This is a genomic window from Shewanella sp. ECSMB14102, from assembly GCF_000813075.1.
GTDB lineage: Bacteria > Pseudomonadota > Gammaproteobacteria > Enterobacterales > Shewanellaceae > Shewanella > Shewanella indica.
On record NZ_JWGX01000004.1, the window covers coordinates 44,636 to 65,195 of the forward strand.

Here is a 20,560-nt window from a genome sequence, read left to right on the forward strand (position 1 = left end):
CTTGCTACATAGCTAACCTAAGTTCTGTAGCTCCGAGCCTGAAATACTAAAAAAGTCCGCAATGCGTAATGCCGTTCACTTAATGTGAACGGCATTAATCCATCGGCGTCATTATTGCTTAATCAAAAAATGAAAAAGCCCGCCTGTTTGCACAAGCCGGCTTCACTGAATATGGCAAAGGAGCAGGGATTTGAACCCTGCATGACGGCGCTATAAACCCACCATCCTCTAACCGCCCATACCAGGCTAATGGCAATCATCAAACTAAGATACGAAAAAGCCCGCCTGTTTGCACAAGCGGGCTTCTCTGAATATGGCAAAGGAGCAGGGATTTGAACCCTGCATAACGGCGCTATAAACCCAGCAATCCCTCGGAAATCCCCACAACCAACACCAAACGAATAACAATCATCAAAACTCAGATACGAAAAAGCCCGCCTGTTTGCACAAGCGGGCTTCTCTGAATATGGCGGAGGAGCAGGGATTTGAACCCTGGATGGGCTATAAACCCATGCCGGTTTTCAAGACCGGTGCATTCAACCACTCTGCCACCCCTCCGAACGCTGCAAATACTATAGTGAGCGTCTGAGACTGTAAAGTAGAAAATGTCATGGTCTTATCTATTTGCTCAATCTGCACTCAGTCCTTAGGTGTTTCTTCTGCATGCAGCGCCAAACGCGCCGGATCCGGCTTGGTAAAACCTGCCCTCACCTGCGACCAGTCGGCAAACTGACGCAGTTTATAGCCAGCAAATACCAGCACACTGCACCCCAGGATCCCCCAGGCAATAGCAGTTTCCCCGGCCGTGGCCCACACAGCAACCAGGCTTGATGCTCCGAATGCCAAGGTGATCTGTAAAAAGTTTTGCAGACCGGCCGCTTTGGAGGCGCACTGACTGAAATGTTGCAGCGCACTGTTAACCACTATCGGATAAATGGCACCATTGGCCGCGGCCAGTACAGAAAACGCAATTAGCAGTGGATAGATGGTTTGCGCCTTGAATACCAAAGTCGCCAAGGCAATCGCCAACACACACAAACCAAACAGCGCCAGCAACAGTTTAAGCGTCATCTCACTGCCTACCCTGCGGATAAGCAACTTGCTGGCATAGCCACCGACGATAAACATGATGGTTTGCGGAATAAAGCTTAAACCTATGGCATCTGCCTGGTAGCCGTGCTGTTCCATCACTATCGGCCAGAGTGTCAGGTAGGCGAAGAAAGCCCCGGAACATGCACCATAGATGAGTACATTGCCCAAATAACCTGTGTTGTTGAAAAAGGTCTTGTAAGCCACTTTTTCTTCAGCTTTGGCCGAGCCTTCGCTTGCCGGCTTAACCAACACCATGGTCAATGCCATCAATGCCGTTGCCGTCGCTGCCAAAATGAAAAATATCGCTTCCCAGCCCAGATGCCCAAGCACCTTGGCACCAAGAATAGGCGCCAATGCCGGTGACAAGGCCACCAAGGGCATGATGTTGGAGAAAATGCGTTGTGAGTCTTTGGCATCATACTGCTCTACCACCAAAGCCTGCCAAATGACGGCAGCACTGCAGACGCCTATCGCCTGGAAGAAACGGGCACAGTTGAGCATGATGATATTGTCACTGAAACCTATACTGACTGTCGCCAGGGCAAACAACGCCAAACCACCGAGCAGTGAGTTGCGTTTACCGAAACGCTGCACCAGAGGGCCGTAGAGCAGTTGCCCCAAGGCCAATCCGGCCAGGAAAGAGGTCAAGGACATGGCTACTTGAGAAGCGCTGGCATCAAGAGAGCTTTCAATTGCTTTGAATGCTGGGAGATACATGTCGGTCGCGATGAAAGCCAACATGCTCAGAAGCGCGAGATAGCATAAAAACATGAAATATTTAAGAGTCATATACAACCTGGTTACAACTTAAGATAAAAGTAATATGAATGCCGGTGCAGTCTAAAGCCTTGCTCTATCGAGGTGAAACGTTTATTTTTGACTTATGCCTTCAAATATTCTCACAGCAAGGAATCGCCATGCTTTCTGAACAGTCGTTACAACTTATCGATATTGTTTCTCACCTTGGCAGTTTCACCGCCGCAGCCAACAAGCTGCATAAGGTGCCCTCCGCTGTGAGTTATGCCATTAAGCAGATTGAGGAAGAGCTGGGGGTTGTGCTATTTGAACGCCACCACCGCAGCGTCAGTTTGACGCCCGCCGGAGCTCACTTCGTCAAGGAAGCCAGGATCATGCTCAAGCAACTGGACGATCTGAAACGGGAAACCCAGCGGGTGGCCAATGGTTGGCAACCGACGCTGTCCATCGCTTTGGATAACATAGTCAGGGCAGACAGGATCAGTGTGTTAATTGCCGACTTCTATCGCCACTTCACCGATGTGGAGCTGATCATTCGCATTGAGGTGTTCAACGGTGTTTGGGAAGCCTTGTCTACCGGGCGCAGCGATGTTGCCATAGGGGCGACCACCGCCATTCCGGTCGGCGGCGCCTACCATCACAGAGACATGGGCGACATCGAGTGGGCATTTTTGGTGAGCAAGTCTCACCCATTGGCGGCCATAGACCGGCCTCTGGAGGATGAAGAGCTCAGGCCCTTCCCCTCTATTTGCCTGGACGATACTTCCAGAGAGATCCCCAAGCGCCACACCTGGTTGCTGGACAATCAGCGCCGCTTGGTGGTGCCGGATTGGATCCGTGCCATCAACTGCTTCCGCGAAGGCTTGGGGATAGGCTATATGCCGGTGCACCTTGCCAGCCCCTTTATTCGCGCCGGAGCCTTGGTGGAAAAACAGTTAGCAACGCCGCTACCGGCCAGTTCCTGCTGTCTGGCTTGGAATGCCAATAAGATGTCACCGGCGCTCAAATGGGTACTGGATTATCTGGGCGATACCGAAAAACTGCACAGAGAGTGGCTCGCCTGACTTTAATTCATAAAGGATTCAGTGTTTAATGGCACAATCTATAACAGGAAACCTGCAGCGGAACCATATAAGGTTTAAGCTGCTCTAACATGGAAACTAGCCGGGCCATTAACCCTGGCTATGTCAGTCAACCTTCGGAGAAGCAAATGACTCAGCAAACCCTTTATTCGAGCCAAACTTCCACTATGGAAGTGAACAAAATGCTCAGAAACACCTACATGCTGCTGGCAATGACCATAGGGTTTTCAGCCGTATGTGCCGCCATCGCCATGGCGATGGGAATCGGCCCCATGATGTCACTGGGACTTTCCATCGGTGGCTTGGTGTTGCTGTTCGTTACCCTGAGAAAAGCCGATTCCGCTGCCGGGATCTTTTGGGTATTTGCCTTTACCGGTATGGAAGGTGCGTCTCTGGGTTATATCCTCAACCATTACGCCGGCATGAGTAACGGTCCTGAGTTGATTATTCAGGCCTTTGGTCTGACATCAGCCATCTTCGTCGCCCTGTCGGCCTATGCCGTGACCACCAAGAAAGATTTTTCCTTTATGCGCGGCTTCTTGATTGCTGGTCTGGTGGTCGTCATTGCCGCAGCAGTGATCAATATCTTTGTCGGTAACGGCGCAGTATTTATGGCGGTCAATGCGGGTATCGCCCTGCTGATGACAGGTTTTATCCTGTTTGATACCAGCCGTATCGTTAATGGTGGTGAGACCAACTATATCCGCGCTACTATCGCCCTTTACCTGGATTTCCTCAACCTGTTTATCAGCCTGCTGCACCTTATGGGTGTTGGTGGCGATGACTGATCCCCACGGGATGGAAAATAGGTTAAAATGGCCCTAATTCAGGGTCATTTTTTTTGGTATGAGCAAACTTATTATTATGGTGAATGGCAGTGTCTACGGCCCGGCGGCCGGCTTCCATGCACTCAAATATACTCGGGCTGCGCTGCAAGCGGGCCATGAGGTTCACTGCGTATTCTTTTATCAGGACGGCGTAAGTCAGTCCAATGCCCTATGCGCGCCGGCATCGGACGAATTGGACTTAACTGCCGCATGGCAACAGTTGGCAAAGGAGTGGCAGCTTAATCTGGTGAACTGCGTCTCTGCCGCCCTGCGCCGCGGTGTGCTTTCAGCACAGGACGCCAAGGACAACGCCAAAGCGAGTGCCAATCTGGCCGCTGGCTTTACCATGGGAGGGCTTGGCGAGTTGGTCACCGGGCTTGAAAAGAGTGATCGTCTGGTGAGTTTTTAATGAAGAAAATAGCCATTATTTTTCGCCGGGCTCCGCATGGTTCGGCTTCCGGGCGCGAAGGCCTGGATCTGGCGCTGCTGAGCGCCAGTTTCGAGCAAGAGGTGAGCCTGATATTTACCGATGAAGGCGTGCTTACGCTGCTGAAGCAGCAGCAACCTGAGCTTATCGGCTGCAAGGATTATATCGCCACCTTAGGTGCGCTGCCGCTCTATGACATAGACACTGTGCTGGTCTGCAAGCAATCGCTGCAGGAATTGGGACTTGGCCGCACCGAACTGGTTATTCCTGCCACCATTTGTGATAACGAGCAGATCCGCCAGACTCTGCTTGATGCCGATGAGGTCATGGTTTTCTGATGATATTACACCAAATACAAACATCGGCGGCGCGCGATACTGCGCTGTCCTGCGCACTGAGATATGCCGGTAAGACAGATGTGTTTCTGCTGGCCGGCGATGCAGTAAGCGCCCTGCTGAAACGTCAATGGGCCATGGCGCTATCACCATTTAAAGTGGTGCTGGTGGCTGATGATGTTAAGGCCCGCGGGCTGGAAGACTTTCTTGGTAATTATGAACAGTTGGATTATCCGGCGCTGGTAGCGCTGACATTGGCTCATACAAAGGTTATTTCGTGGTAGATTTCATTCAATTCAATGACAAGCAGATAGCGACCGATCCTCAAGGGTACTTGAAGCAGGTTTCCGATTGGACGCCCGAGCTGGCGCCCGTTATCGCCGCAGGTGAAGATATAGAGCTGACCGCTGCCCATTGGGAAGTGGTTAACTTTGTGCGTCACTTTTATCTTGAATACAAGACCAGCCCGGCTATCCGGGTTTTGGTCAAGGCAATCGGCCAGGCGCTGGGGCCGGAGAAAGGCAACTCCAAGTACCTCTACACCCTGTTCCCTATGGGGCCGGCCAAGCAGGCAACCAAGATTGCCGGGTTGCCCAAACCGGCCAAGTGTATTTAGAGCAACTCGATTTCGCACACAAAAAAGCCCCGAACTTCGGGGCTTTTTACTATGCAGAATAACTATTTTAAATTCTCATATACCAGCATGGCTGCCTTGCCGAGCGTGGCTAAAAACAGGGCAGAAAAAACTGCGATGACGGCCACGTAGGCAAGCCAGCGCAGGTAGCGCTGACCTTTATCCATATGACCTCACCCATCAACCTATTTTTTCAATGCCACCCATATAGCTGCGCAGTGCTTCAGGTACTGTGACACTGCCATCGGCATTCTGGTAGTTTTCCAAAATGGCTACCAGCGTGCGACCAACTGCCAGACCAGAACCGTTCAGAGTGTGGATAAGCTTTGGCTTGTTGTCGTCTTTGGAGCGATAACGGGCCTGCATTCGCCGCGCCTGGAAGTCACGCACGTTAGAGCAGGAAGAGATCTCACGGTAGGTATTTTGAGCCGGAACCCAGACTTCAACGTCGTAGGTCTTGGCGGCACCAAAGCCCATATCACCGGTACACAGGACGATAGTTCTGTGTGGCAGACCCAGCTTCTTCAGTACGTTTTCGGCGTGACCGACCAACTGTTCCAATGCGGCTTCAGAATCTTCCGGCTTCACCAATTGCACCATTTCGACCTTGTCGAATTGGTGTTGGCGGATAAGGCCGCGAGTATCTTTACCGTAAGAGCCGGCTTCACTGCGGAAGCATGGCGTGTGAGCAGTCAACTTGATAGGCAACTCGGCCTCATCCAGTATGGTGTCGCGGGCCAGGTTAGTCAGCGGCACTTCGGCGGTTGGGATCAGGCTAAGCCCCTGGCCTTCCTCTGTGGCCGGTTTGGTGTGAAACAGATCTTCACCAAATTTGGGCAGTTGGCCTGTGCCCTTAAGGCTGGCTTCGTTGACCAGTAAAGGCACATAGCATTCGGTGTAGCCGTGCTCCTGAGTATGCAAATCCAGCATGAACTGCGCCAGAGCGCGGTGCATACGGGCAATTTGGCCCTGCATAAAGATAAAGCGTGAACCCGTTACCTTAACGGCACTCTTGAAATCCAATCCTTTGAGCTGTTCACCGAGATCCACATGATCCCGTACCGGGAAGTCGAACTCCCTTGGTGTGCCCCAGCGGCGGATTTCCACGTTGTCGTTCTCGTCTGAACCCACAGGTACAGATTCATCCGGCAAATTGGGAATGCTCATGGCAATAGCATCCAGCTCTTCGAGCAGCGCACTCAGCTCCTGCTTTTTACTGTCCAGCTGGCTGCCGAGATCGCCTACCTGCGCCATGATTGGAGCAACGTCCTCACCGCGGGACTTGGCTTGACCTATGGACTTGGAGATGGCATTGCGACTGGCCTGCAGCTCTTCGGTTTCCACCTGCAGCGACTTGCGCTTTTCTTCCAGCTTGGTCAGCCTGTCTACATCGAGGATAAAACCGCGGGTCGCCAGGCGCTCCGCAGTTGTTGCGAGTTCATTACGCAGATATTTTGGATCTAACATGTCTACTTGTCTTATCAGTTATACGCGTGAAAAAATCAGCAGTTGTCCCAGGTAAACCATGGCCAGGCACAGTCCCAGGTTCAACGCCACATTCAGAAATGCCTTTAGCAACTCACCTCCCTGTATCAGCAGTAAGGTTTCATTTGAGAAAGTCGAGAAGGTTGTCAGTGCTCCAAGAAATCCGACACCGACCAGCGCCTTGATCTCAGGGCTGATATGACTGAGTTCTCCCAGTGCATAGAGCATCCCCATCAGAAATGAGCCAAGTACATTAACAGCCAGTGTACCAAAAGGAAAACCACTGCCAAATAGCTGGAGCACAAATATCGATATCAGGTAGCGCAAAACTGCGCCGGTTGCACCACCAAGGGCGACAACGGTCAGATTAATCATACCTTTTGTTCTCACTTTGGCGGTCGAGTTGGCAAAGCTGCGCCAACTTATCGCGGATCCGTTTCTCGAATCCCCGCTCGGTCGGATAATAAAAACGACTCTCGGCCAAGGCTTCGGGGAAATAACATTCACCGGCGGCGTAAGCATTGGCCTCATCATGAGCATAACGATAGCCTTCACCGGCACCAATGGATTTCATCAGTTCGGTCGGCGCGTTTCTCAAATGCATGGGAACAGGCTGCTGGCCGGTTTCCCGGGCCAGTTGTCTGGCCGCCTTAAAGGCTGTATACACCGCATTGCTCTTGGGCGCCGAGGCCAGATAAACAATTGCCTGCGCGATGGCGCGCTCGCCCTCGGCCGGGCCGACCCGGTGAAAGCAGTCCCAGGCGTTGAGAGCGACTGTCATTGCGGTAGGGTCGGCATTCCCCACATCTTCAGAGGCTATCGCCAGCAGGCGTCTTGCGACATACAGAGGATCGCAGCCCCCTTCCAGCATGCGACAAAACCAATAGAGCGCCGCATCTGGCGCCGAGCCGCGAATCGATTTGTGCACGGCAGAGATCAGGTCGTAATATTGATCGCCATTCTTATCAAACCCCGCCAACTGTTCACCGGCTACCTGCACCAGCATGGCCTCGGTAAAACTACCGCCGTCCGGCAGCATGTCACTCATCAGCTCCACCAGGTTGAGAACCTTGCGGGCATCACCATCGGCGAGAGTCGCCAACTTGGCCATCAGCTCCTGCGGCATCTGCAACCTGCGTTTGCCAAGGCCACGCTCTTCATCAGCGAGCGCCTGGGTCACTATGGTAGCAATCTCGTCTTCATCGAGACGCTTAATCAGATAAACCCGCACCCTGGAAAGCAAAGCGTTATTGATTTCAAACGAAGGGTTTTCTGTGGTGGCGCCGATAAAAATCACAGTGCCATCTTCAATAAAAGGCAGAAAAGCATCCTGCTGGCTCTTGTTGAATCTGTGCACCTCATCGACAAACAGCAAGGTGCGCTGGCCGCGCGATTGCGCCACATTTTTGGCATGTTCTATCGCCGAACGGATCTCTTTCACCCCGGATGTGACCGCAGATATTCGTTCCACGTGAGCGTTGGCATAATGAGCGACCAGCTCTGCCAGTGTCGTCTTTCCGGTACCCGGCGGCCCCCAGAACATCATGGAATGGGCCTTTCCTGCCTCCAGTGCCAGTCTCAGCGGTTGCCCTGGTCCCAGCAGATGTTGTTGACCTACGTACTGTTCAAGCGTCGCCGGGCGCATTCTTGCAGCCAGAGGGCGAAAGTCGGGGGCGAAATCAAAGCTCAGGCTGGACAAGGTTAACCTTCCCGCCCTGGGCGCTGATCGTCAATGGAAACGCCTTCGGGAACCTCAAATTTAAACAGTGTCTTGTCGCTATCTGTCAACGGCTGTTGCCCGCTCAGGTTGAACTGACTGAGATTACCCTGAGTGTCTTTCAGTGCCAGTTGGGTCAAAGTATTATCATTGAAACAGACGCTGACCTGCTGTACTCCGGCCTCTTCAGTCTTGGGTGCTATCTGGAAACACTCTTTGTCCAGAGTGATGTTATAGCGGGCCCAACTGGCCTCGTCGCGGCGCACTAAAAGCGTCATGGGCGAAGCGGCAATGGCATTTTCCAGCGCTAGCACGCTCACTTCCTCGGCGAACGGGTTATAGATCCAAACATCTTTGCCATCTGCCACTATCACAGATTCATCCGGCTGCTGTAGATGCCAGTAAAACTGATTGGGCTGCGCCAAGGCGAGCTCGCCAGTGCCTTGCTGAATAAGTTTGCCATTAATATCTGTAACCTGCTGCTGGAAATCGGCTTTCAGACCGGCAATGGCATCTAACTTAGCTTTGAGTTGTCCGGCATCATCGGCCACGGCCGGTAAGCTCATTGCCAGAGCAAGAAACATAACGCTTTTTTTCATCTGTACCTCAATCTGTCTTATCTTGGCGGCGGTGGCGCCAAGACTTCGCGGTTGCCATTATGGCCCTGGGCACTGACCACCCCTTGAAGTTCCATCTGCTCTATGATGCGAGCGGCGCGGTTATAACCTATCTTGAACTTACGCTGCACACTGGAGATAGAGCCCCGGCGGGTTTCGGTAACAAAAGCCACGGCTTCGTCGTAGAGTGCATCCAGCTCCTCCTCGCCGCCTTCCGGTGCTTCACCGGGCAGCAACACCTGTTCGCCGTCACTGGCCCCCTGAAGAATTTCTTCAATATATTGAGGCTTACCGCGGGCATGCCAATCAGCAACGACCGCATGCACCTCGTGGTCGTCCACAAAAGCACCGTGAACCCGGTTGGGCACGCCGGTACCCGGGGGCAGATAAAGCATATCGCCCATCCCGAGCAGGGTTTCGGCGCCTTGCTGATCCAAAATGGTGCGCGAGTCGATGCGGGAAGAAACCTGGAAAGCGATGCGGGTGGGAATGTTGGCCTTGATAAGGCCTGTTATCACATCCACAGACGGGCGCTGGGTCGCCAGAATCAGGTGTATACCGGCAGCGCGGGCTTTCTGGGCGATACGGGCAATCAGCTCTTCCACCTTCTTACCGACTATCATCATCATGTCGGCAAATTCGTCCACGACAACCACGATAGAGGGCAACTTGTCGAGTTCAGGCGCCGTATCTTCCATGCTTTCGTTGGACTTCCACAGCGGATCGCATATTGGCGTACCAGCGGCCTTGGCCTCGGCGATTTTGGCGTTGAAGCCCTTGAGGTTACGTACCCCGAGCGCCGACATCAGTTTGTAGCGCCGCTCCATCTCACCAACACACCAGCGCAGGGCATTGGCGGCCTCTTTCATATCCGTAACCACTTCACACAAGAGATGCGGAATACCTTCATAGACAGAAAGCTCCAGCATCTTGGGATCTATCATGATAAAACGCACATCTTCCGGGCCGGATTTGTACAACAGACTGGTGATCATCACGTTGACCCCGACCGACTTACCTGAACCTGTGGTACCAGCCACCAAAAGGTGCGGCATCTTGGCCAAGTCCACCACGACCGGATCGCCGGCAATGTCCTGTCCAAGCACCATGGTGAGATTGGATTTACTGTCCTTGAATGCCTGGCAATCAAGCACATCACGCATAAATACGGTTTCGCGGAACTTGTTGGGCAGTTCCAGCCCCACATAGGCCTTACCCGGAATAACCTCGACCACCCGCACACTTTCAGCCAGCAGAGAGCGCGCCAAGTCCTTGGATAAGTTAGAAATTTTTGAAGCCTTGACCCCGGGGGCCAAGTCCAGCTCAAAGCGGGTAATCACAGGGCCAGGATAGACTCCGACCACTTGCGCGGTAATATTGAAGTCAGCGAGTTTGCTTTCCACCAAGCGTGCAACCTGATCCAGTTCTTCTTCACTGATGGGGTTCTTCTTGCGATTGGGCACATCCAACAGCGAGATGCTCGGCAAGGGATCCATAGGTTGCTTACGTTCTTTGGAAGTGCCCTCTTCACCGGGCAAAATAATAATGCCGTTTTCAACCCTGGCTTTCTGGGCCTGCAATTGCCGCTCTTTATGACTGATAGCCCCAGTAGAAGCACGCTTGTCGAAGTCTATTGCGGTATTACTCGTCTGCCAAGGCGGCGTGTCAGCAGCATTATCGGTCGCACTTCCGGCAACCCCGGCAAAAAGCACAGGTTCTACCCTGCCCTGACGCTTGTGCTCAGTATCAGTGTTCTCATCGGCCATTTCCGCGTCTTCCCGCTCCAGAGTTTGCGGATCCTTTTTACGGAAACGACTCAGCAGTCCAGGCTTCTTGGCGGGCGGCTCTATGACCTCATCTTCATCGTCTTCGAGCACTTCTTCCGGCTCAAGTTCATCGCGTTCACGGCGGAACTTGTCCACTACCGACATAAAGCCGCGGGTATCTTCGGTTTCTTTCGGACCAGACAGACGTGCCGGCAACTGTTTGAGCTTGAGAAAACACCAGATAGTTGCCAAGCCTGTGAGCTCGACTATGGTAAGCCAGCTTATTCCTGTCAGCAGAGTGAAACCCGCGCCGACAAAGCAAAGTAGCAGCAGTGTGGTACCCAACTGGTTGAAGTAAGGCAGCATGGCTTGGGCTATCACGTCGCCGGCCACGCCACCGGCAGAAAACTCATAGATATCACCGGCATTCATACTGGCCAAGGCAGCCAGGCTGAGCACCATCAACAGAAAGCCTATCAAGCGCAAGCCGACCGAGAAATAATCCACTTCCAACAGTTTGTGAGCGCGCCTGAAGATCAACCAACCGGTTCCGGCAATGATGATAGGGATTAAGTAGGCGGTGTAGCCAAAGAAATAGAACAGGACATCGGCCAGCCAGGCACCTACGGCACCGGTGACATTCTCGATCTCCCCTTGATAGTTAGACTGACTCCAACCGGGATCGCCCGGATGAAAGCTGCCCAGCGCCAACAGTATATAGATGGCGATCATGCAGCACAGAATAAGCCCCCCTTCCAGCAGGCGTTGCAAGCCACTGAGGGTTCTGACACTATTTCCCTGAGACAAATGCGATTTCCATAAGCAAACGAAAAACGGATGGATTTAAGATACCAGAATCAACCTGAATGTGCAGCGAATAAGCCTACGAAAGCCACTAAAAGCAAGTGGATAAGGAGACTTTGTGTATTAGACTTTCTATTCCGGATTAAAAAGCAAACAGCAGTGGTGAAAAAGGAGCCAAATAGACTCCTTTTTCGAGGACGATATCGGGATCAAGCTTCGGCTGAAATACTGATGGCTACTTTACTGGTTTGCTTCACTTCTTCCATTACCACATAGGTACGGGTATCGGATACGGAAGGCAATTTCAATAGGGTTTCGCCCAATAATTTACGGTAAGCAGACATATCCGACACCCGGGTCTTGAGCAGATAATCGAAATCGCCGGATACCAGATGACATTCCTGAATATCATCCAAAAGCTGTACTGCACGGTTAAATTTATCAAAGACTTCGGGAGTATCTCTGTTAAGGGTGATCTCAACAAACACCAGTAAAGATGCACCTAAAAAGTGCGGGTTGACCAGTGCGGTATAACCGTTAATGTAGCCTTGTTTTTCAAGACGCTTAACGCGTTCAAGACAGGGTGTTGGACTCAAACCAACACGTTTGGAAAGCTCAACGTTGGAAATGCGACCGTCAATTTGCAGTTCATTAAGAATATTACGATCGATACGATCCAAGTCTTTTACAGGACTCTTTTTATTATTTACCATATTTTTAACCTTGTTTTATCACTAAAACAACATTTAATTTTGCGTATGTCACAAGTTTAGCAGCATAATCTGCCCGGGCAATACTATACTAGACTTTCCTGAATTGATCACGTTCAGGTCACTATAAAATAACAATTATGCCCATTAAAAGTGGGTTTTTTAGTATATTGAGGCTCGAAAATGATAATTGGTGTTCCAAAGGAAATCAAAAACCATGAATATCGCGTGGGTATGGTGCCGTCCAGCGTACGCGAGCTCACTATGCATGGCCATCAGGTTTTTATCGAAACGAATGCTGGTAATGGGATCGGTTTTACCGATCAAGACTATATCAATGCCGGAGCGTCCATTTTGGACACGGCCGCCGAGGTTTTTGCCAAGGCTGAGATGATTGTCAAAGTCAAAGAGCCACAGGCCGTAGAACGTGCCATGTTGCGCCATGATCAGATCCTCTTTACCTATCTGCACCTTGCCCCTGATCTGCCCCAGACAGAAGAACTGATTAGCAGCGGCGCTGTTTGTATCGCCTATGAAACAGTTACCGATGATCGTGGTGGCTTGCCTTTGCTGGCTCCCATGTCAGAAGTAGCCGGACGTATGTCCATCCAGGCCGGAGCAATGGCGCTGGAAAAATCCATGGGTGGTCTGGGCATGTTGCTCGGTGGTGTTCCCGGAGTTGAGCCAGCCAAAGTTGTGATCATAGGTGGCGGTATGGTTGGAACCAATGCCGCACAAATGGCAGTCGGTATGGGCGCCGATGTAGTGGTGCTTGATCGTTCTATTGATGCACTGCGTCGTTTGAACGTACAGTTTGGCTCCAAAGTTAAGGCTATCTATTCTACGGCAGACGCCATTGAGAAACATGTGCTGGAAGCCGATCTGGTCATCGGCGGCGTGCTGATCCCCGGGGCGGCGGCGCCCAAGCTGGTTACCCGAGAACATATTAAGAAGATGAAGCCAGGTGCCGCGATAGTGGATGTCGCCATAGATCAGGGTGGTTGTGTGGAAACCTCTCATGCCACAACTCACCAAGATCCTACCTATATCGTCGATGATGTAGTGCATTACTGTGTGGCCAATATGCCGGGCGCTGTGGCGCGTACTTCCACCTTTGCCCTGAACAACGCAACCCTGCCCTACATTCTCAAGCTGGCCCGTCTGGGTTACCGCGACGCGCTCTTGTCTGATAAGCACTTGCAAAATGGTCTTAACGTGATGCACGGTAAGATCACCTGTAAAGAAGTCGCTGTAGCACACAATATGCCTTATACCGCTGCCAACGAACTGTTACAGTAAATAAATTAGTTATAGCGTTAAAGGAGCCCAAGGGCTCCTTTTTTTCGATTAAGCCAATCTTGAAGATTCTGTTCCAAGCGCTTTACCCTTTGGGGGAAATTACCTACAATCGCTGCTATTTGCCAAGGCACGGAGAGAATAAAATGAGCCAAGCCAAACATTGTAACCTACTTATCTTGGGGTCTGGCCCCGCCGGCTATACCGCAGCCGTTTATGCTGCCCGCGCCAATCTCAAGCCAGTGATGATCACAGGTATCCAACAGGGTGGCCAGTTGACCACAACGACCGAAGTCGAAAACTGGCCCGGCGATGCCGAAGGCCTGACAGGTCCTGCGCTAATGGAACGGATGCAAAAGCATGCCGAGAAGTTCGATACCGAAATCATCTTTGACCATATCAATGAAGTTGACCTGCAGCAGCGCCCTTTCACCTTGAAAGGTGACAACGGTGAATACACCTGTGATGCGCTGATCATAGCTACCGGCGCCTCGGCCAAGTATCTCGGTCTGCCATCTGAAGAAGCCTTCAAGGGCCGTGGTGTATCTGCTTGTGCCACCTGTGACGGTTTCTTCTACCGCAACCAGAAAGTGGCGGTGATCGGCGGTGGTAACACAGCGGTTGAAGAAGCGCTCTACCTTTCCAACATCGCGGCTGAAGTACACTTGATCCATCGCCGTGACAGCTTCCGCTCTGAGAAAATTCTTATCGACCGTCTGATGGATAAAGTCGAAAACGGTAATATCATTTTGCATCTGGATAGGACTCTCGATGAAGTGACTGGCGATGCCATGGGGGTTACCGGACTCAAGATGAAGAGCACCAAAGACGCCAGTATTTCCGAGTTGGAAGTGGCTGGGGTATTTGTCGCCATTGGCCACAGTCCCAACACAGGTATCTTCGAAGGCCAGTTGGAGATGAATGGCGGTTATATCAAGGTCGAAAGCGGCCTTAACGGTAATGCCACCCAGACCAGCGTCAAAGGCGTATTCGCCGCCGGCGATGTGATGGATCAGCACTACCGTCAGGCCATCACCTCAGCCGGAACCGGTTGTATGGCGGCTCTGGATGCCGAGCGCTTCCTGGATGCCCAGAAATAAGCTCTGCCGATATACTGAAAAAGCCAGTCATTGATGACTGGCTTTTTTGTCTGAGACGTTAAAATATAAGTAAATCACAGGCATGAAAAAAGGGACCTTAAGTCCCTTTTTAACAGCAACTACAACTTATCTCCTGAGAGATTAGTTTGCCAGTGCTTCCTTCGCTTTTTCTACCAGAGTAGCAAACACTACTTTGTCGAATACAGCGATGTCTGCCAAAATCTTACGATCGATTTCGATAGACGCCTTTTTCAGACCGTTGATGAAACGGCTGTATGAAAGACCATTCTGACGAGAAGCCGCATTGATACGTGCAATCCACAGTTGACGGAATTGACGCTTCTTCTGGCGACGGTCACGGTAAGCATATTGACCTGCTTTGGTTACTGCTTGTACCGCTACACGGAAAGTACGTGAACGGGCACCGTAGTAACCTTTGGCAAGTTTAAGAACTTTCTTGTGACGAGCTCGTGCAGTTACACCACGCTTAACTCTTGGCATTTTTCAATTCCTCCTAATTAAGCGTATGGCAGTTGGCGTGCAATCATTGGCACGTCAGCTTTGGCAACTAAACACTTGGCGCGCAGATGACGCTTACGCTTGGTGCTCTTCTTGGTCAGGATGTGACGCAGATGGGCTTGCTTACGCTTGAAACCATTGGCGGTTTTCTTAAAACGCTTCGCTACACCCTTGTCGGTTTTCATTTTAGGCATTACTAAAACTCCGCATTGGGATATTAATAAAACGCAAGGCGAGCAAAGGCCCGTAGACCTTTGCTACTTTTCAGGGTTGCCCTGCTATTTCTTCTTGGGCGCCAGCACCATGATGGCTTGTCGACCTTCCATTTTCGGGAAGGATTCAACAACCGCATACTCTTCCAGATCGGCCTTGATACGGTTCAAAAGATCCATACCCAGGTTCTGGTGTGCCATTTCGCGTCCGCGGAAACGCAGCGTAACTTTCGCTTTGTCTCCATCTTCTAGAAAACGAATCAGGTTGCGTAGTTTTACCTGATAGTCGTTTTCATCAGTACCAGGGCGGAATTTAACTTCCTTCACCTGGATCTGTTTCTGCTTCTTCTTCTGTTCTTTCTGGGCTTTTGCCTTGTCGAACAGATATTTACCGTAGTCCATGATACGGCATACAGGCGGCTCAGCATTAGGACTGATCTCAACCAGATCCAGACCTGCCTCATCGGCTACTTCCTGAGCCTCTTTGATGCTGACGATACCAATGGCTTCACCATCAACGCCATTCAAACGTACCTCAGGTACGCCGGTAATTTCTTCATTAATTCTATTCGGGGCCGCCTGACGGCCTGCTGATTTTTTGATCTTTATGACCTAATCCTCCAACAATTCAAGACTACGGAGCGAAATTTGTTGCTTAACCTTAGCGGCGAAATCATCGATTCGCATCTTACCTAAGTCCACCCCGTCTCGGGTACGCACAGCGACTTCCCGATTTTCCATCTCCTGATCACCTATGACCAGCAAATAAGGAACCCGCCTCAAAGTGTGCTCGCGTATTTTAAAGCCTATTTTTTCATTCCTCAAGTCTTTAGAGGCACGTATGCCCTGTTCCTTGAAGAATTCGACTACTTCTTCAACATAATCAGCTTGTTTGTCTGTTATGTTCATAACAACAACCTGTACAGGGGCCAGCCAGGTTGGGAAACGACCGGCGAACTCTTCGATGAGAATACCGAGGAATCGCTCCAAAGAGCCCAAAATCGCACGGTGGATCATCACAGGAGTCTGACGGCTGTTGTCTTCGGCAACATAAGTTGCGCCCAGACGACCTGGTAAAGCGTAGTCAAGCTGCACTGTACCACACTGCCAGGCACGGTCCAGACAATCGTGCAGAGTGAACTCGATTTTAGGACCGTAGAAGGCGCCTTCACCGGGCAGGATTTCAAATTCAATATCGTTGCTGCGCAGCGCTTGTTTCAGAGCTTCTTCTGCCCTATCCCACATGGCATCATCACCGATACGCTTTTCTGGACGGGTAGAGAGCTTAACCACGATATTGCTGAAGCCGAAAGTGGAATAGGTGTCGTACACCATCTTGATACACTTACTGACTTCGGATTGCACCTGCTCTTCAGTACAGAATACGTGCGCATCGTCCTGGGTAAAACCACGAACCCGCATAAGGCCGTGCAAGGCACCTGAAGGCTCATTACGGTGACAGCAGCCGAACTCGGCCATCCGCAGCGGCAGGTCACGATAAGACTTGAGGCCCTGGTTGAAGATTTGCACATGACCGGGGCAGTTCATCGGCTTGACGGCGTATTCGCGGTTCTCACTGCTGGTTGTAAACATCGCTTCGGCGTATTTATCCCAGTGACCTGAACGTTCCCACAGCACACGGTCCATCATCAGCGGGCCTTTCACTTCCTGGTAGTCGTACTGGCTCAGCTTCTGGCGAATAAAACGCTCAAGCTCGAGGAATACGCTCCAGCCGTCATTATGCCAAAACACCATGCCCGGCGCTTCTTCCTGCATATGGTACAGGTCCAGCTGCTTGCCGATTTTACGGTGGTCACGCTTGGCCGCTTCTTCCAAGCGAGTCAAATGAGTCTTGAGCGCTTTCTTGTCTGCCCAGGCAGTACCATAGATGCGCTGCAACATCTTGTTGTCTGAGTTACCACGCCAGTAGGCGCCGGCAACATTCATCAGTTTAAAGAAATGGCAGAAACGCATGTTGGGCACATGAGGACCACGACACATGTCTGTGTATTCTTCGTGGTGATACAGTGCCGGAGTGGCATCACGGCTAATGTTTTCGTCCAGGATTGCCACTTTGTAAGGCTCGCCGCGAGATTCAAAAGTATCACGGGCTTCCTGCCAGCTAACCACGCGCTTGACTACGTCATAGTTGGTCTTGGCCAGTTCCAGCATGCGTTTTTCCAGCTTCTCCAGATCTTCCTGGGTCAGTTTATGATCCAGGTCGATGTCATAGTAGAAGCCGTTATCAATAACAGGACCAATCGCCATCTTGGTTTCGGGCCACAGTTGTTTGATCGCATGACCCAACAAATGCGCGCAAGAGTGACGAAGGATTTCCAGCCCTTCTTCATCTTTGGCCGTGATGATCGACAGTTCTGCATCTGTTTCGATCAGATCACAGGCATCTTTCAACTCGCCGTTGACTCGTCCGGCAATACAGGCTTTCGCCAGGCCAGGACCAATATCAGCAGCAACATCGAGTGTAGAGACTGGGTTGGCAAACTCGCGTTTGCTCCCATCGGGAAGTGTAATTACAGGCATGAAAATTCCTTGTCCAGTGGTGACCCACACGTAGGGCCACTTGGTTATCAATGATAAAAAAGTATGTTAGCCCTTGGGTTAAGGCAGTACAGGAGCCTTAAGGTCTCCGCCGGGCAGACTGGTAATTTTACGGGATAAGGCCCGGCCCACGCAACCCAAAAACATTCAATGAATAAGCTTTGGCTCACAGGCCGGGGCTATACTTACTTTATGTTGTGAGCTTGGGTTCTATCGTCCAAAGGCATAGTGCTGAACGGCGGAGGAGGAAACTATGCAACTCAAAAGTCAAACTATTTGTTGCCCCCATTGTGGCCACCATCAAAAAGTAGAGCTCGATGCCAGCGGCGGCGACCAGGAGTTTTACAATGATTGTCGGGTATGCTGCAACCCCATCCACATGAGGCTGCACATCAATGACCAGAGGCATATGATAGAGCTGTACGTCGATGGCGATGACGAACAGCTCTACTGAGAGTTACCACATAAGATCGTCCGGAATGACATAATCTGCGTAAGGGTCCTCTTCATCCGGCACTGGCTCCGCGTTGTTCTCGGCTTGCCACAAATAGCCACACCAAGTCGGCACCAACAGATTGACCCGCTCGGCGAGTTTATGGGGCACCAGATAGCTGCTTTGCTCGATTCGCACTATCCCCAAACGGCCACCAAGTAGCTGATTCTGGAGTTTTTCATTGATATACAATGGGTATATCTTGTTCTCCAACGTATAGTTGAACTTGATTTCGCCATCTTTCGGCAGCGCCACCGCATTTTGCTTAACCTCTGTGACCAGGCCACGAACCAAGCCTTTCTCTGTGGCCTCGGCAAAGCGTTGTTCGTTGAGTGCCTTATCCTTTTCTGCCTGCTGCTTTTTCTGCTGTGCGATTTGCGCCTTCAGCTCAGCAGAGCCATCATCAATATTGGACTTGCGGTTACGTTTCTTCTGGGTTTTGACATCGCGAACTTTTTGCTTGCTGGCGAGCCCCGCCTTAAGCAACTGTTCCTGTAATGCGTTTGCCATTTTATAATCTCTCTCTTGCTACTTACTTGATTCTTGCTTTGCTGCCAGCGCCCCGAGTTGACTCATGGCCGCACTGGCACCGCCAAGCGACCAACCGCCGTCGACCGGTAATATGGTTCCGGTAATATAGGAAGCCATTGGCGAGGCCATAAAGAGTGCGGCATTGGCCAAGTCTTCGCCCTCACCATTGCGTTTTAACGGTACACTCTCTGCCACCTGTTGTTGCAACTGCGCCGACGGCGCCAAGCGATTAAATCCTTCGGTACCGGCAATTGGACCAGGCACCAGGGAGTTTATCCGTATGCCTTCAGGCCCCCATTCCAACGCCAGTGTGCGGGTCAACATATCGACTCCCGCCTTGGCGGCACAAACGTGGACCTGCATCGGCATGGCAATATACGCCTGCGGCGCCGAAATTTGAATAATGCTGGCGCCAGGGCGCTTAAGCATAGGATAGGCTTGTTTCAACACCTGAAAACTGCCCAACAAATCGATATCCATGACAGATTTGAAACCGTTGGCGCTGAGTTTGGCGGCGCTGGCTGGGAAATTGCCGGCGGCGCCACTGACAAGCACATCAATATGCGGGAAACTCTGGGCCAAAACGGTAAAGCCTTGCTCGAGTGCCGGCAAATCCCTGACATCGAAGCTCAGGCCCAGATGTTGACCTTGCGGATTGGCTTCATTCAATAACGCCACTGCGGCTGCCACTTTTTCCGGGTTACGGCTGGCAACCGCCACATGGGCACCGGCTACTGCGAACGCCTTGGCGATACAAAGGTTGATGCCGCTGGTACCCCCGACGACCACTACATACTTACCCTGATAATCGAACATTGAGCTTCTCTCCTATCCACTGATCATTCGTTATTCCGGTCCATACTGCAAGTCGCCGGTATGTCGCAAGTTTATGCCAACGATTGATGTATCGCCTGCAATGTCGCCAAAGGATCGGCCGCTTGAGTAATGGGTCGACCTATGACCAGATAATCTGAGCCCGCGGCCATAGCTTCGGCCGGGGTCATGATGCGTTTTTGATCGCCGGCGTCACTGCCCGCCGGACGAATACCCGGAGTCACCAGTTTGAAATCAGCGCCAAGTTCGGCCTTGAGCATACTGGACTCTCGGGCCGAGCAGACCACACCATCGAGACCGGCTGTTTGCGTCAGGCACGCCAGTCTTCGAACCTGCTCTTCAGCACTGCCTTCAACACCAATAAGCTTGAGCTCATCGTCGCTCATTGACGTCAGCACAGTAACAGCAATCAGCAAGGGGGCGTTATCCCCGTAAGGTAATAAGGCCCGGCGGGCAGCTTCCATCATGGCGAGACCGCCACTGGCGTGGACATTCACCATCCACACCCCCATTTCGGCGGCGGCAGCTACCGCTTTGGCCACTGTGTTGGGAATATCGTGAAACTTCAGGTCCAGAAACAGCTCAAACCCTCGGTCATGGATCTCTTTCACCAGTTGAGGCCCGAACAGGGTAAACATCTCTTTGCCTACCTTAAGGCGGCACATAGACGGATCCAACTTATCAATAAGTTGCAATGCTTTGAATTTATTATCAAAGTCCAAGGCGACCACAATAGGTGTCTCTGTCATTTTTACTCCGTTATC

At 51.6% G+C, this 20,560-nt stretch carries 24 protein-coding genes and 1 tRNA gene; 9 read left to right on the forward strand and 16 right to left on the reverse strand.

The genetic code is table 11. The annotated features are described in order from the left end of the window. Window positions 1-467 precede the first annotated feature (467 nt). Window positions 468-558 (reverse strand) — tRNA-Ser (locus RC73_RS01420). 81 nt (window positions 559-639) lie between these two features. Further along, window positions 640-1,881, reverse strand: coding sequence for a purine nucleoside transporter PunC (gene punC, locus RC73_RS01425; RefSeq protein ID WP_039032965.1), 1,242 nt, complete (start codon window positions 1,879-1,881; stop codon window positions 640-642). Window positions 1,882-2,009: 128 nt separating this feature from the next. Between punC and punR the strand changes: the two genes are divergently transcribed. From punR to RC73_RS01455, 6 genes are all read left to right on the forward strand, one after another. After that, a complete protein-coding gene (punR, locus tag RC73_RS01430; protein WP_039032966.1) occupies window positions 2,010-2,912 on the forward strand; it encodes a DNA-binding transcriptional activator PunR in 903 nt (300 codons plus the stop codon). 146 nt (window positions 2,913-3,058) lie between these two features. Beyond that, the gene (locus RC73_RS01435; protein ID WP_039033033.1) at window positions 3,059-3,718 is read left to right on the forward strand and encodes a Bax inhibitor-1/YccA family protein; all 660 of its coding nucleotides are present in this window, start codon (window positions 3,059-3,061) and stop codon (window positions 3,716-3,718) included. Window positions 3,719-3,776: 58 nt separating this feature from the next. Further along, window positions 3,777-4,166 (forward strand): sulfurtransferase complex subunit TusD, encoded by a 390-nt coding sequence (tusD, locus tag RC73_RS01440; protein ID WP_039032967.1) that lies wholly within the window; start codon window positions 3,777-3,779, stop codon window positions 4,164-4,166. Next, complete coding sequence (tusC, locus tag RC73_RS01445; protein WP_039032968.1) at window positions 4,166-4,522, forward strand: sulfurtransferase complex subunit TusC; 357 nt, start codon at window positions 4,166-4,168, stop codon at window positions 4,520-4,522. The genes tusD and tusC overlap by 1 nt, the downstream gene beginning before the upstream one ends. Then, a complete protein-coding gene (gene tusB, locus RC73_RS01450) occupies window positions 4,522-4,803 on the forward strand; it encodes a sulfurtransferase complex subunit TusB (protein ID WP_025009739.1) in 282 nt (93 codons plus the stop codon). The genes tusC and tusB overlap by 1 nt, the downstream gene beginning before the upstream one ends. Next, window positions 4,797-5,135: a TusE/DsrC/DsvC family sulfur relay protein gene (locus RC73_RS01455; RefSeq protein WP_039032969.1), complete on the forward strand. Its 339-nt coding sequence runs from the start codon at window positions 4,797-4,799 to the stop codon at window positions 5,133-5,135. Before tusB ends, RC73_RS01455 begins: the two co-directional genes overlap by 7 nt. 62 nt (window positions 5,136-5,197) lie before the next feature. Here the strand turns inward: RC73_RS01455 and RC73_RS21350 are convergent, their stop codons facing one another. From RC73_RS21350 to lrp, 7 genes are all read right to left on the reverse strand, one after another. After that, window positions 5,198-5,320, reverse strand: a complete 123-nt coding sequence (locus RC73_RS21350) for a hypothetical protein (RefSeq protein WP_025009737.1) — start codon at window positions 5,318-5,320, stop codon at window positions 5,198-5,200. A 13-nt stretch (window positions 5,321-5,333) separates the two neighbouring features. Then, entirely contained in the window at window positions 5,334-6,620 is a 1,287-nt protein-coding gene (serS, locus tag RC73_RS01465) for a serine--tRNA ligase (protein ID WP_039032970.1), read from the reverse strand. 18 nt (window positions 6,621-6,638) lie between these two features. Then, window positions 6,639-7,013: a fluoride efflux transporter CrcB gene (crcB, locus tag RC73_RS01470; protein WP_039032971.1), complete on the reverse strand. Its 375-nt coding sequence runs from the start codon at window positions 7,011-7,013 to the stop codon at window positions 6,639-6,641. Further along, window positions 7,006-8,337 (reverse strand): replication-associated recombination protein A, encoded by a 1,332-nt coding sequence (locus tag RC73_RS01475; protein WP_039032972.1) that lies wholly within the window; start codon window positions 8,335-8,337, stop codon window positions 7,006-7,008. Before RC73_RS01475 ends, crcB begins: the two co-directional genes overlap by 8 nt. A 2-nt stretch (window positions 8,338-8,339) precedes the next feature. Continuing rightward, the gene (lolA, locus tag RC73_RS01480) at window positions 8,340-8,954 is read right to left on the reverse strand and encodes an outer membrane lipoprotein chaperone LolA (RefSeq protein ID WP_039032973.1); all 615 of its coding nucleotides are present in this window, start codon (window positions 8,952-8,954) and stop codon (window positions 8,340-8,342) included. A 17-nt stretch (window positions 8,955-8,971) separates the two neighbouring features. After that, window positions 8,972-11,545, reverse strand: coding sequence for a DNA translocase FtsK (locus RC73_RS01485; protein ID WP_039032974.1), 2,574 nt, complete (start codon window positions 11,543-11,545; stop codon window positions 8,972-8,974). 206 nt (window positions 11,546-11,751) lie between these two features. Beyond that, window positions 11,752-12,255, reverse strand: coding sequence for a leucine-responsive transcriptional regulator Lrp (gene lrp, locus RC73_RS01490; protein WP_025009731.1), 504 nt, complete (start codon window positions 12,253-12,255; stop codon window positions 11,752-11,754). 180 nt (window positions 12,256-12,435) lie between these two features. Here lrp and ald point away from each other — a divergent pair, with 180 nt between their 5' ends. Together ald and trxB are read left to right on the forward strand one after the other, a co-directional pair. Beyond that, on the forward strand, window positions 12,436-13,551 hold the full coding sequence (ald, locus tag RC73_RS01495) for an alanine dehydrogenase (protein ID WP_039032975.1): 1,116 nt from the start codon (window positions 12,436-12,438) through the stop codon (window positions 13,549-13,551). A 143-nt stretch (window positions 13,552-13,694) separates the two neighbouring features. Next, window positions 13,695-14,648, forward strand: a complete 954-nt coding sequence (gene trxB, locus RC73_RS01500) for a thioredoxin-disulfide reductase (protein WP_039032976.1) — start codon at window positions 13,695-13,697, stop codon at window positions 14,646-14,648. A gap of 141 nt (window positions 14,649-14,789) precedes the next feature. On the opposite strand, the gene rplT is transcribed toward trxB, so the two are convergent. The 4 genes from rplT to thrS all read right to left on the reverse strand — a co-directional run bounded on the left by rplT (window position 14,790) and on the right by thrS (window position 17,920). Then, window positions 14,790-15,149 (reverse strand): 50S ribosomal protein L20, encoded by a 360-nt coding sequence (gene rplT / locus RC73_RS01505; protein WP_025009729.1) that lies wholly within the window; start codon window positions 15,147-15,149, stop codon window positions 14,790-14,792. 17 nt (window positions 15,150-15,166) lie between these two features. Next, entirely contained in the window at window positions 15,167-15,361 is a 195-nt protein-coding gene (gene rpmI / locus RC73_RS01510; protein ID WP_025009728.1) for a 50S ribosomal protein L35, read from the reverse strand. Between the two features lie 84 nt (window positions 15,362-15,445). After that, entirely contained in the window at window positions 15,446-15,988 is a 543-nt protein-coding gene (infC, locus tag RC73_RS01515; protein WP_039032977.1) for a translation initiation factor IF-3, read from the reverse strand. A 3-nt stretch (window positions 15,989-15,991) separates the two neighbouring features. Then, window positions 15,992-17,920: a threonine--tRNA ligase gene (gene thrS / locus RC73_RS01520; protein ID WP_039032978.1), complete on the reverse strand. Its 1,929-nt coding sequence runs from the start codon at window positions 17,918-17,920 to the stop codon at window positions 15,992-15,994. A 271-nt stretch (window positions 17,921-18,191) separates the two neighbouring features. Between thrS and RC73_RS01525 the strand changes: the two genes are divergently transcribed. Beyond that, a complete protein-coding gene (locus RC73_RS01525; RefSeq protein ID WP_039032979.1) occupies window positions 18,192-18,392 on the forward strand; it encodes a CPXCG motif-containing cysteine-rich protein in 201 nt (66 codons plus the stop codon). 3 nt (window positions 18,393-18,395) lie between these two features. Here the strand turns inward: RC73_RS01525 and RC73_RS01530 are convergent, their stop codons facing one another. The 3 genes from RC73_RS01530 to pyrF all read right to left on the reverse strand — a co-directional run bounded on the left by RC73_RS01530 (window position 18,396) and on the right by pyrF (window position 20,545). Then, the gene (locus tag RC73_RS01530) at window positions 18,396-18,941 is read right to left on the reverse strand and encodes a DUF2058 domain-containing protein (protein WP_039032980.1); all 546 of its coding nucleotides are present in this window, start codon (window positions 18,939-18,941) and stop codon (window positions 18,396-18,398) included. A gap of 18 nt (window positions 18,942-18,959) precedes the next feature. Continuing rightward, window positions 18,960-19,778 (reverse strand): SDR family oxidoreductase, encoded by an 819-nt coding sequence (locus RC73_RS01535; RefSeq protein ID WP_039032981.1) that lies wholly within the window; start codon window positions 19,776-19,778, stop codon window positions 18,960-18,962. A 71-nt stretch (window positions 19,779-19,849) separates the two neighbouring features. Beyond that, window positions 19,850-20,545 (reverse strand): orotidine-5'-phosphate decarboxylase, encoded by a 696-nt coding sequence (pyrF, locus tag RC73_RS01540; RefSeq protein ID WP_039032982.1) that lies wholly within the window; start codon window positions 20,543-20,545, stop codon window positions 19,850-19,852. Between the last annotated feature and the right edge of the window lie 15 nt (window positions 20,546-20,560).

Coding starts and splice junctions, on each gene's coding strand:
- punC (WP_039032965.1), bottom strand. CDS start 1,881: ATGACTCTTAAATATTTCATGTTTTTATGCTATCTCGCGCTTCTGAGC.
- punR (WP_039032966.1), top strand. CDS start 2,010: ATGCTTTCTGAACAGTCGTTACAACTTATCGATATTGTTTCTCACCTT.
- RC73_RS01435 (WP_039033033.1), top strand. CDS start 3,059: ATGACTCAGCAAACCCTTTATTCGAGCCAAACTTCCACTATGGAAGTG.
- tusD (WP_039032967.1), top strand. CDS start 3,777: ATGAGCAAACTTATTATTATGGTGAATGGCAGTGTCTACGGCCCGGCG.
- tusC (WP_039032968.1), top strand. CDS start 4,166: ATGAAGAAAATAGCCATTATTTTTCGCCGGGCTCCGCATGGTTCGGCT.
- tusB (WP_025009739.1), top strand. CDS start 4,522: ATGATATTACACCAAATACAAACATCGGCGGCGCGCGATACTGCGCTG.
- RC73_RS21350 (WP_025009737.1), bottom strand. CDS start 5,320: ATGGATAAAGGTCAGCGCTACCTGCGCTGGCTTGCCTACGTGGCCGTC.
- serS (WP_039032970.1), bottom strand. CDS start 6,620: ATGTTAGATCCAAAATATCTGCGTAATGAACTCGCAACAACTGCGGAG.
- crcB (WP_039032971.1), bottom strand. CDS start 7,013: ATGATTAATCTGACCGTTGTCGCCCTTGGTGGTGCAACCGGCGCAGTT.
- lolA (WP_039032973.1), bottom strand. CDS start 8,954: ATGAAAAAAAGCGTTATGTTTCTTGCTCTGGCAATGAGCTTACCGGCC.
- lrp (WP_025009731.1), bottom strand. CDS start 12,255: ATGGTAAATAATAAAAAGAGTCCTGTAAAAGACTTGGATCGTATCGAT.
- ald (WP_039032975.1), top strand. CDS start 12,436: ATGATAATTGGTGTTCCAAAGGAAATCAAAAACCATGAATATCGCGTG.
- trxB (WP_039032976.1), top strand. CDS start 13,695: ATGAGCCAAGCCAAACATTGTAACCTACTTATCTTGGGGTCTGGCCCC.
- rplT (WP_025009729.1), bottom strand. CDS start 15,149: ATGCCAAGAGTTAAGCGTGGTGTAACTGCACGAGCTCGTCACAAGAAA.
- rpmI (WP_025009728.1), bottom strand. CDS start 15,361: ATGCCTAAAATGAAAACCGACAAGGGTGTAGCGAAGCGTTTTAAGAAA.
- thrS (WP_039032978.1), bottom strand. CDS start 17,920: ATGCCTGTAATTACACTTCCCGATGGGAGCAAACGCGAGTTTGCCAAC.
- RC73_RS01525 (WP_039032979.1), top strand. CDS start 18,192: ATGCAACTCAAAAGTCAAACTATTTGTTGCCCCCATTGTGGCCACCAT.
- RC73_RS01530 (WP_039032980.1), bottom strand. CDS start 18,941: ATGGCAAACGCATTACAGGAACAGTTGCTTAAGGCGGGGCTCGCCAGC.
- RC73_RS01535 (WP_039032981.1), bottom strand. CDS start 19,778: ATGTTCGATTATCAGGGTAAGTATGTAGTGGTCGTCGGGGGTACCAGC.
- pyrF (WP_039032982.1), bottom strand. CDS start 20,545: ATGACAGAGACACCTATTGTGGTCGCCTTGGACTTTGATAATAAATTC.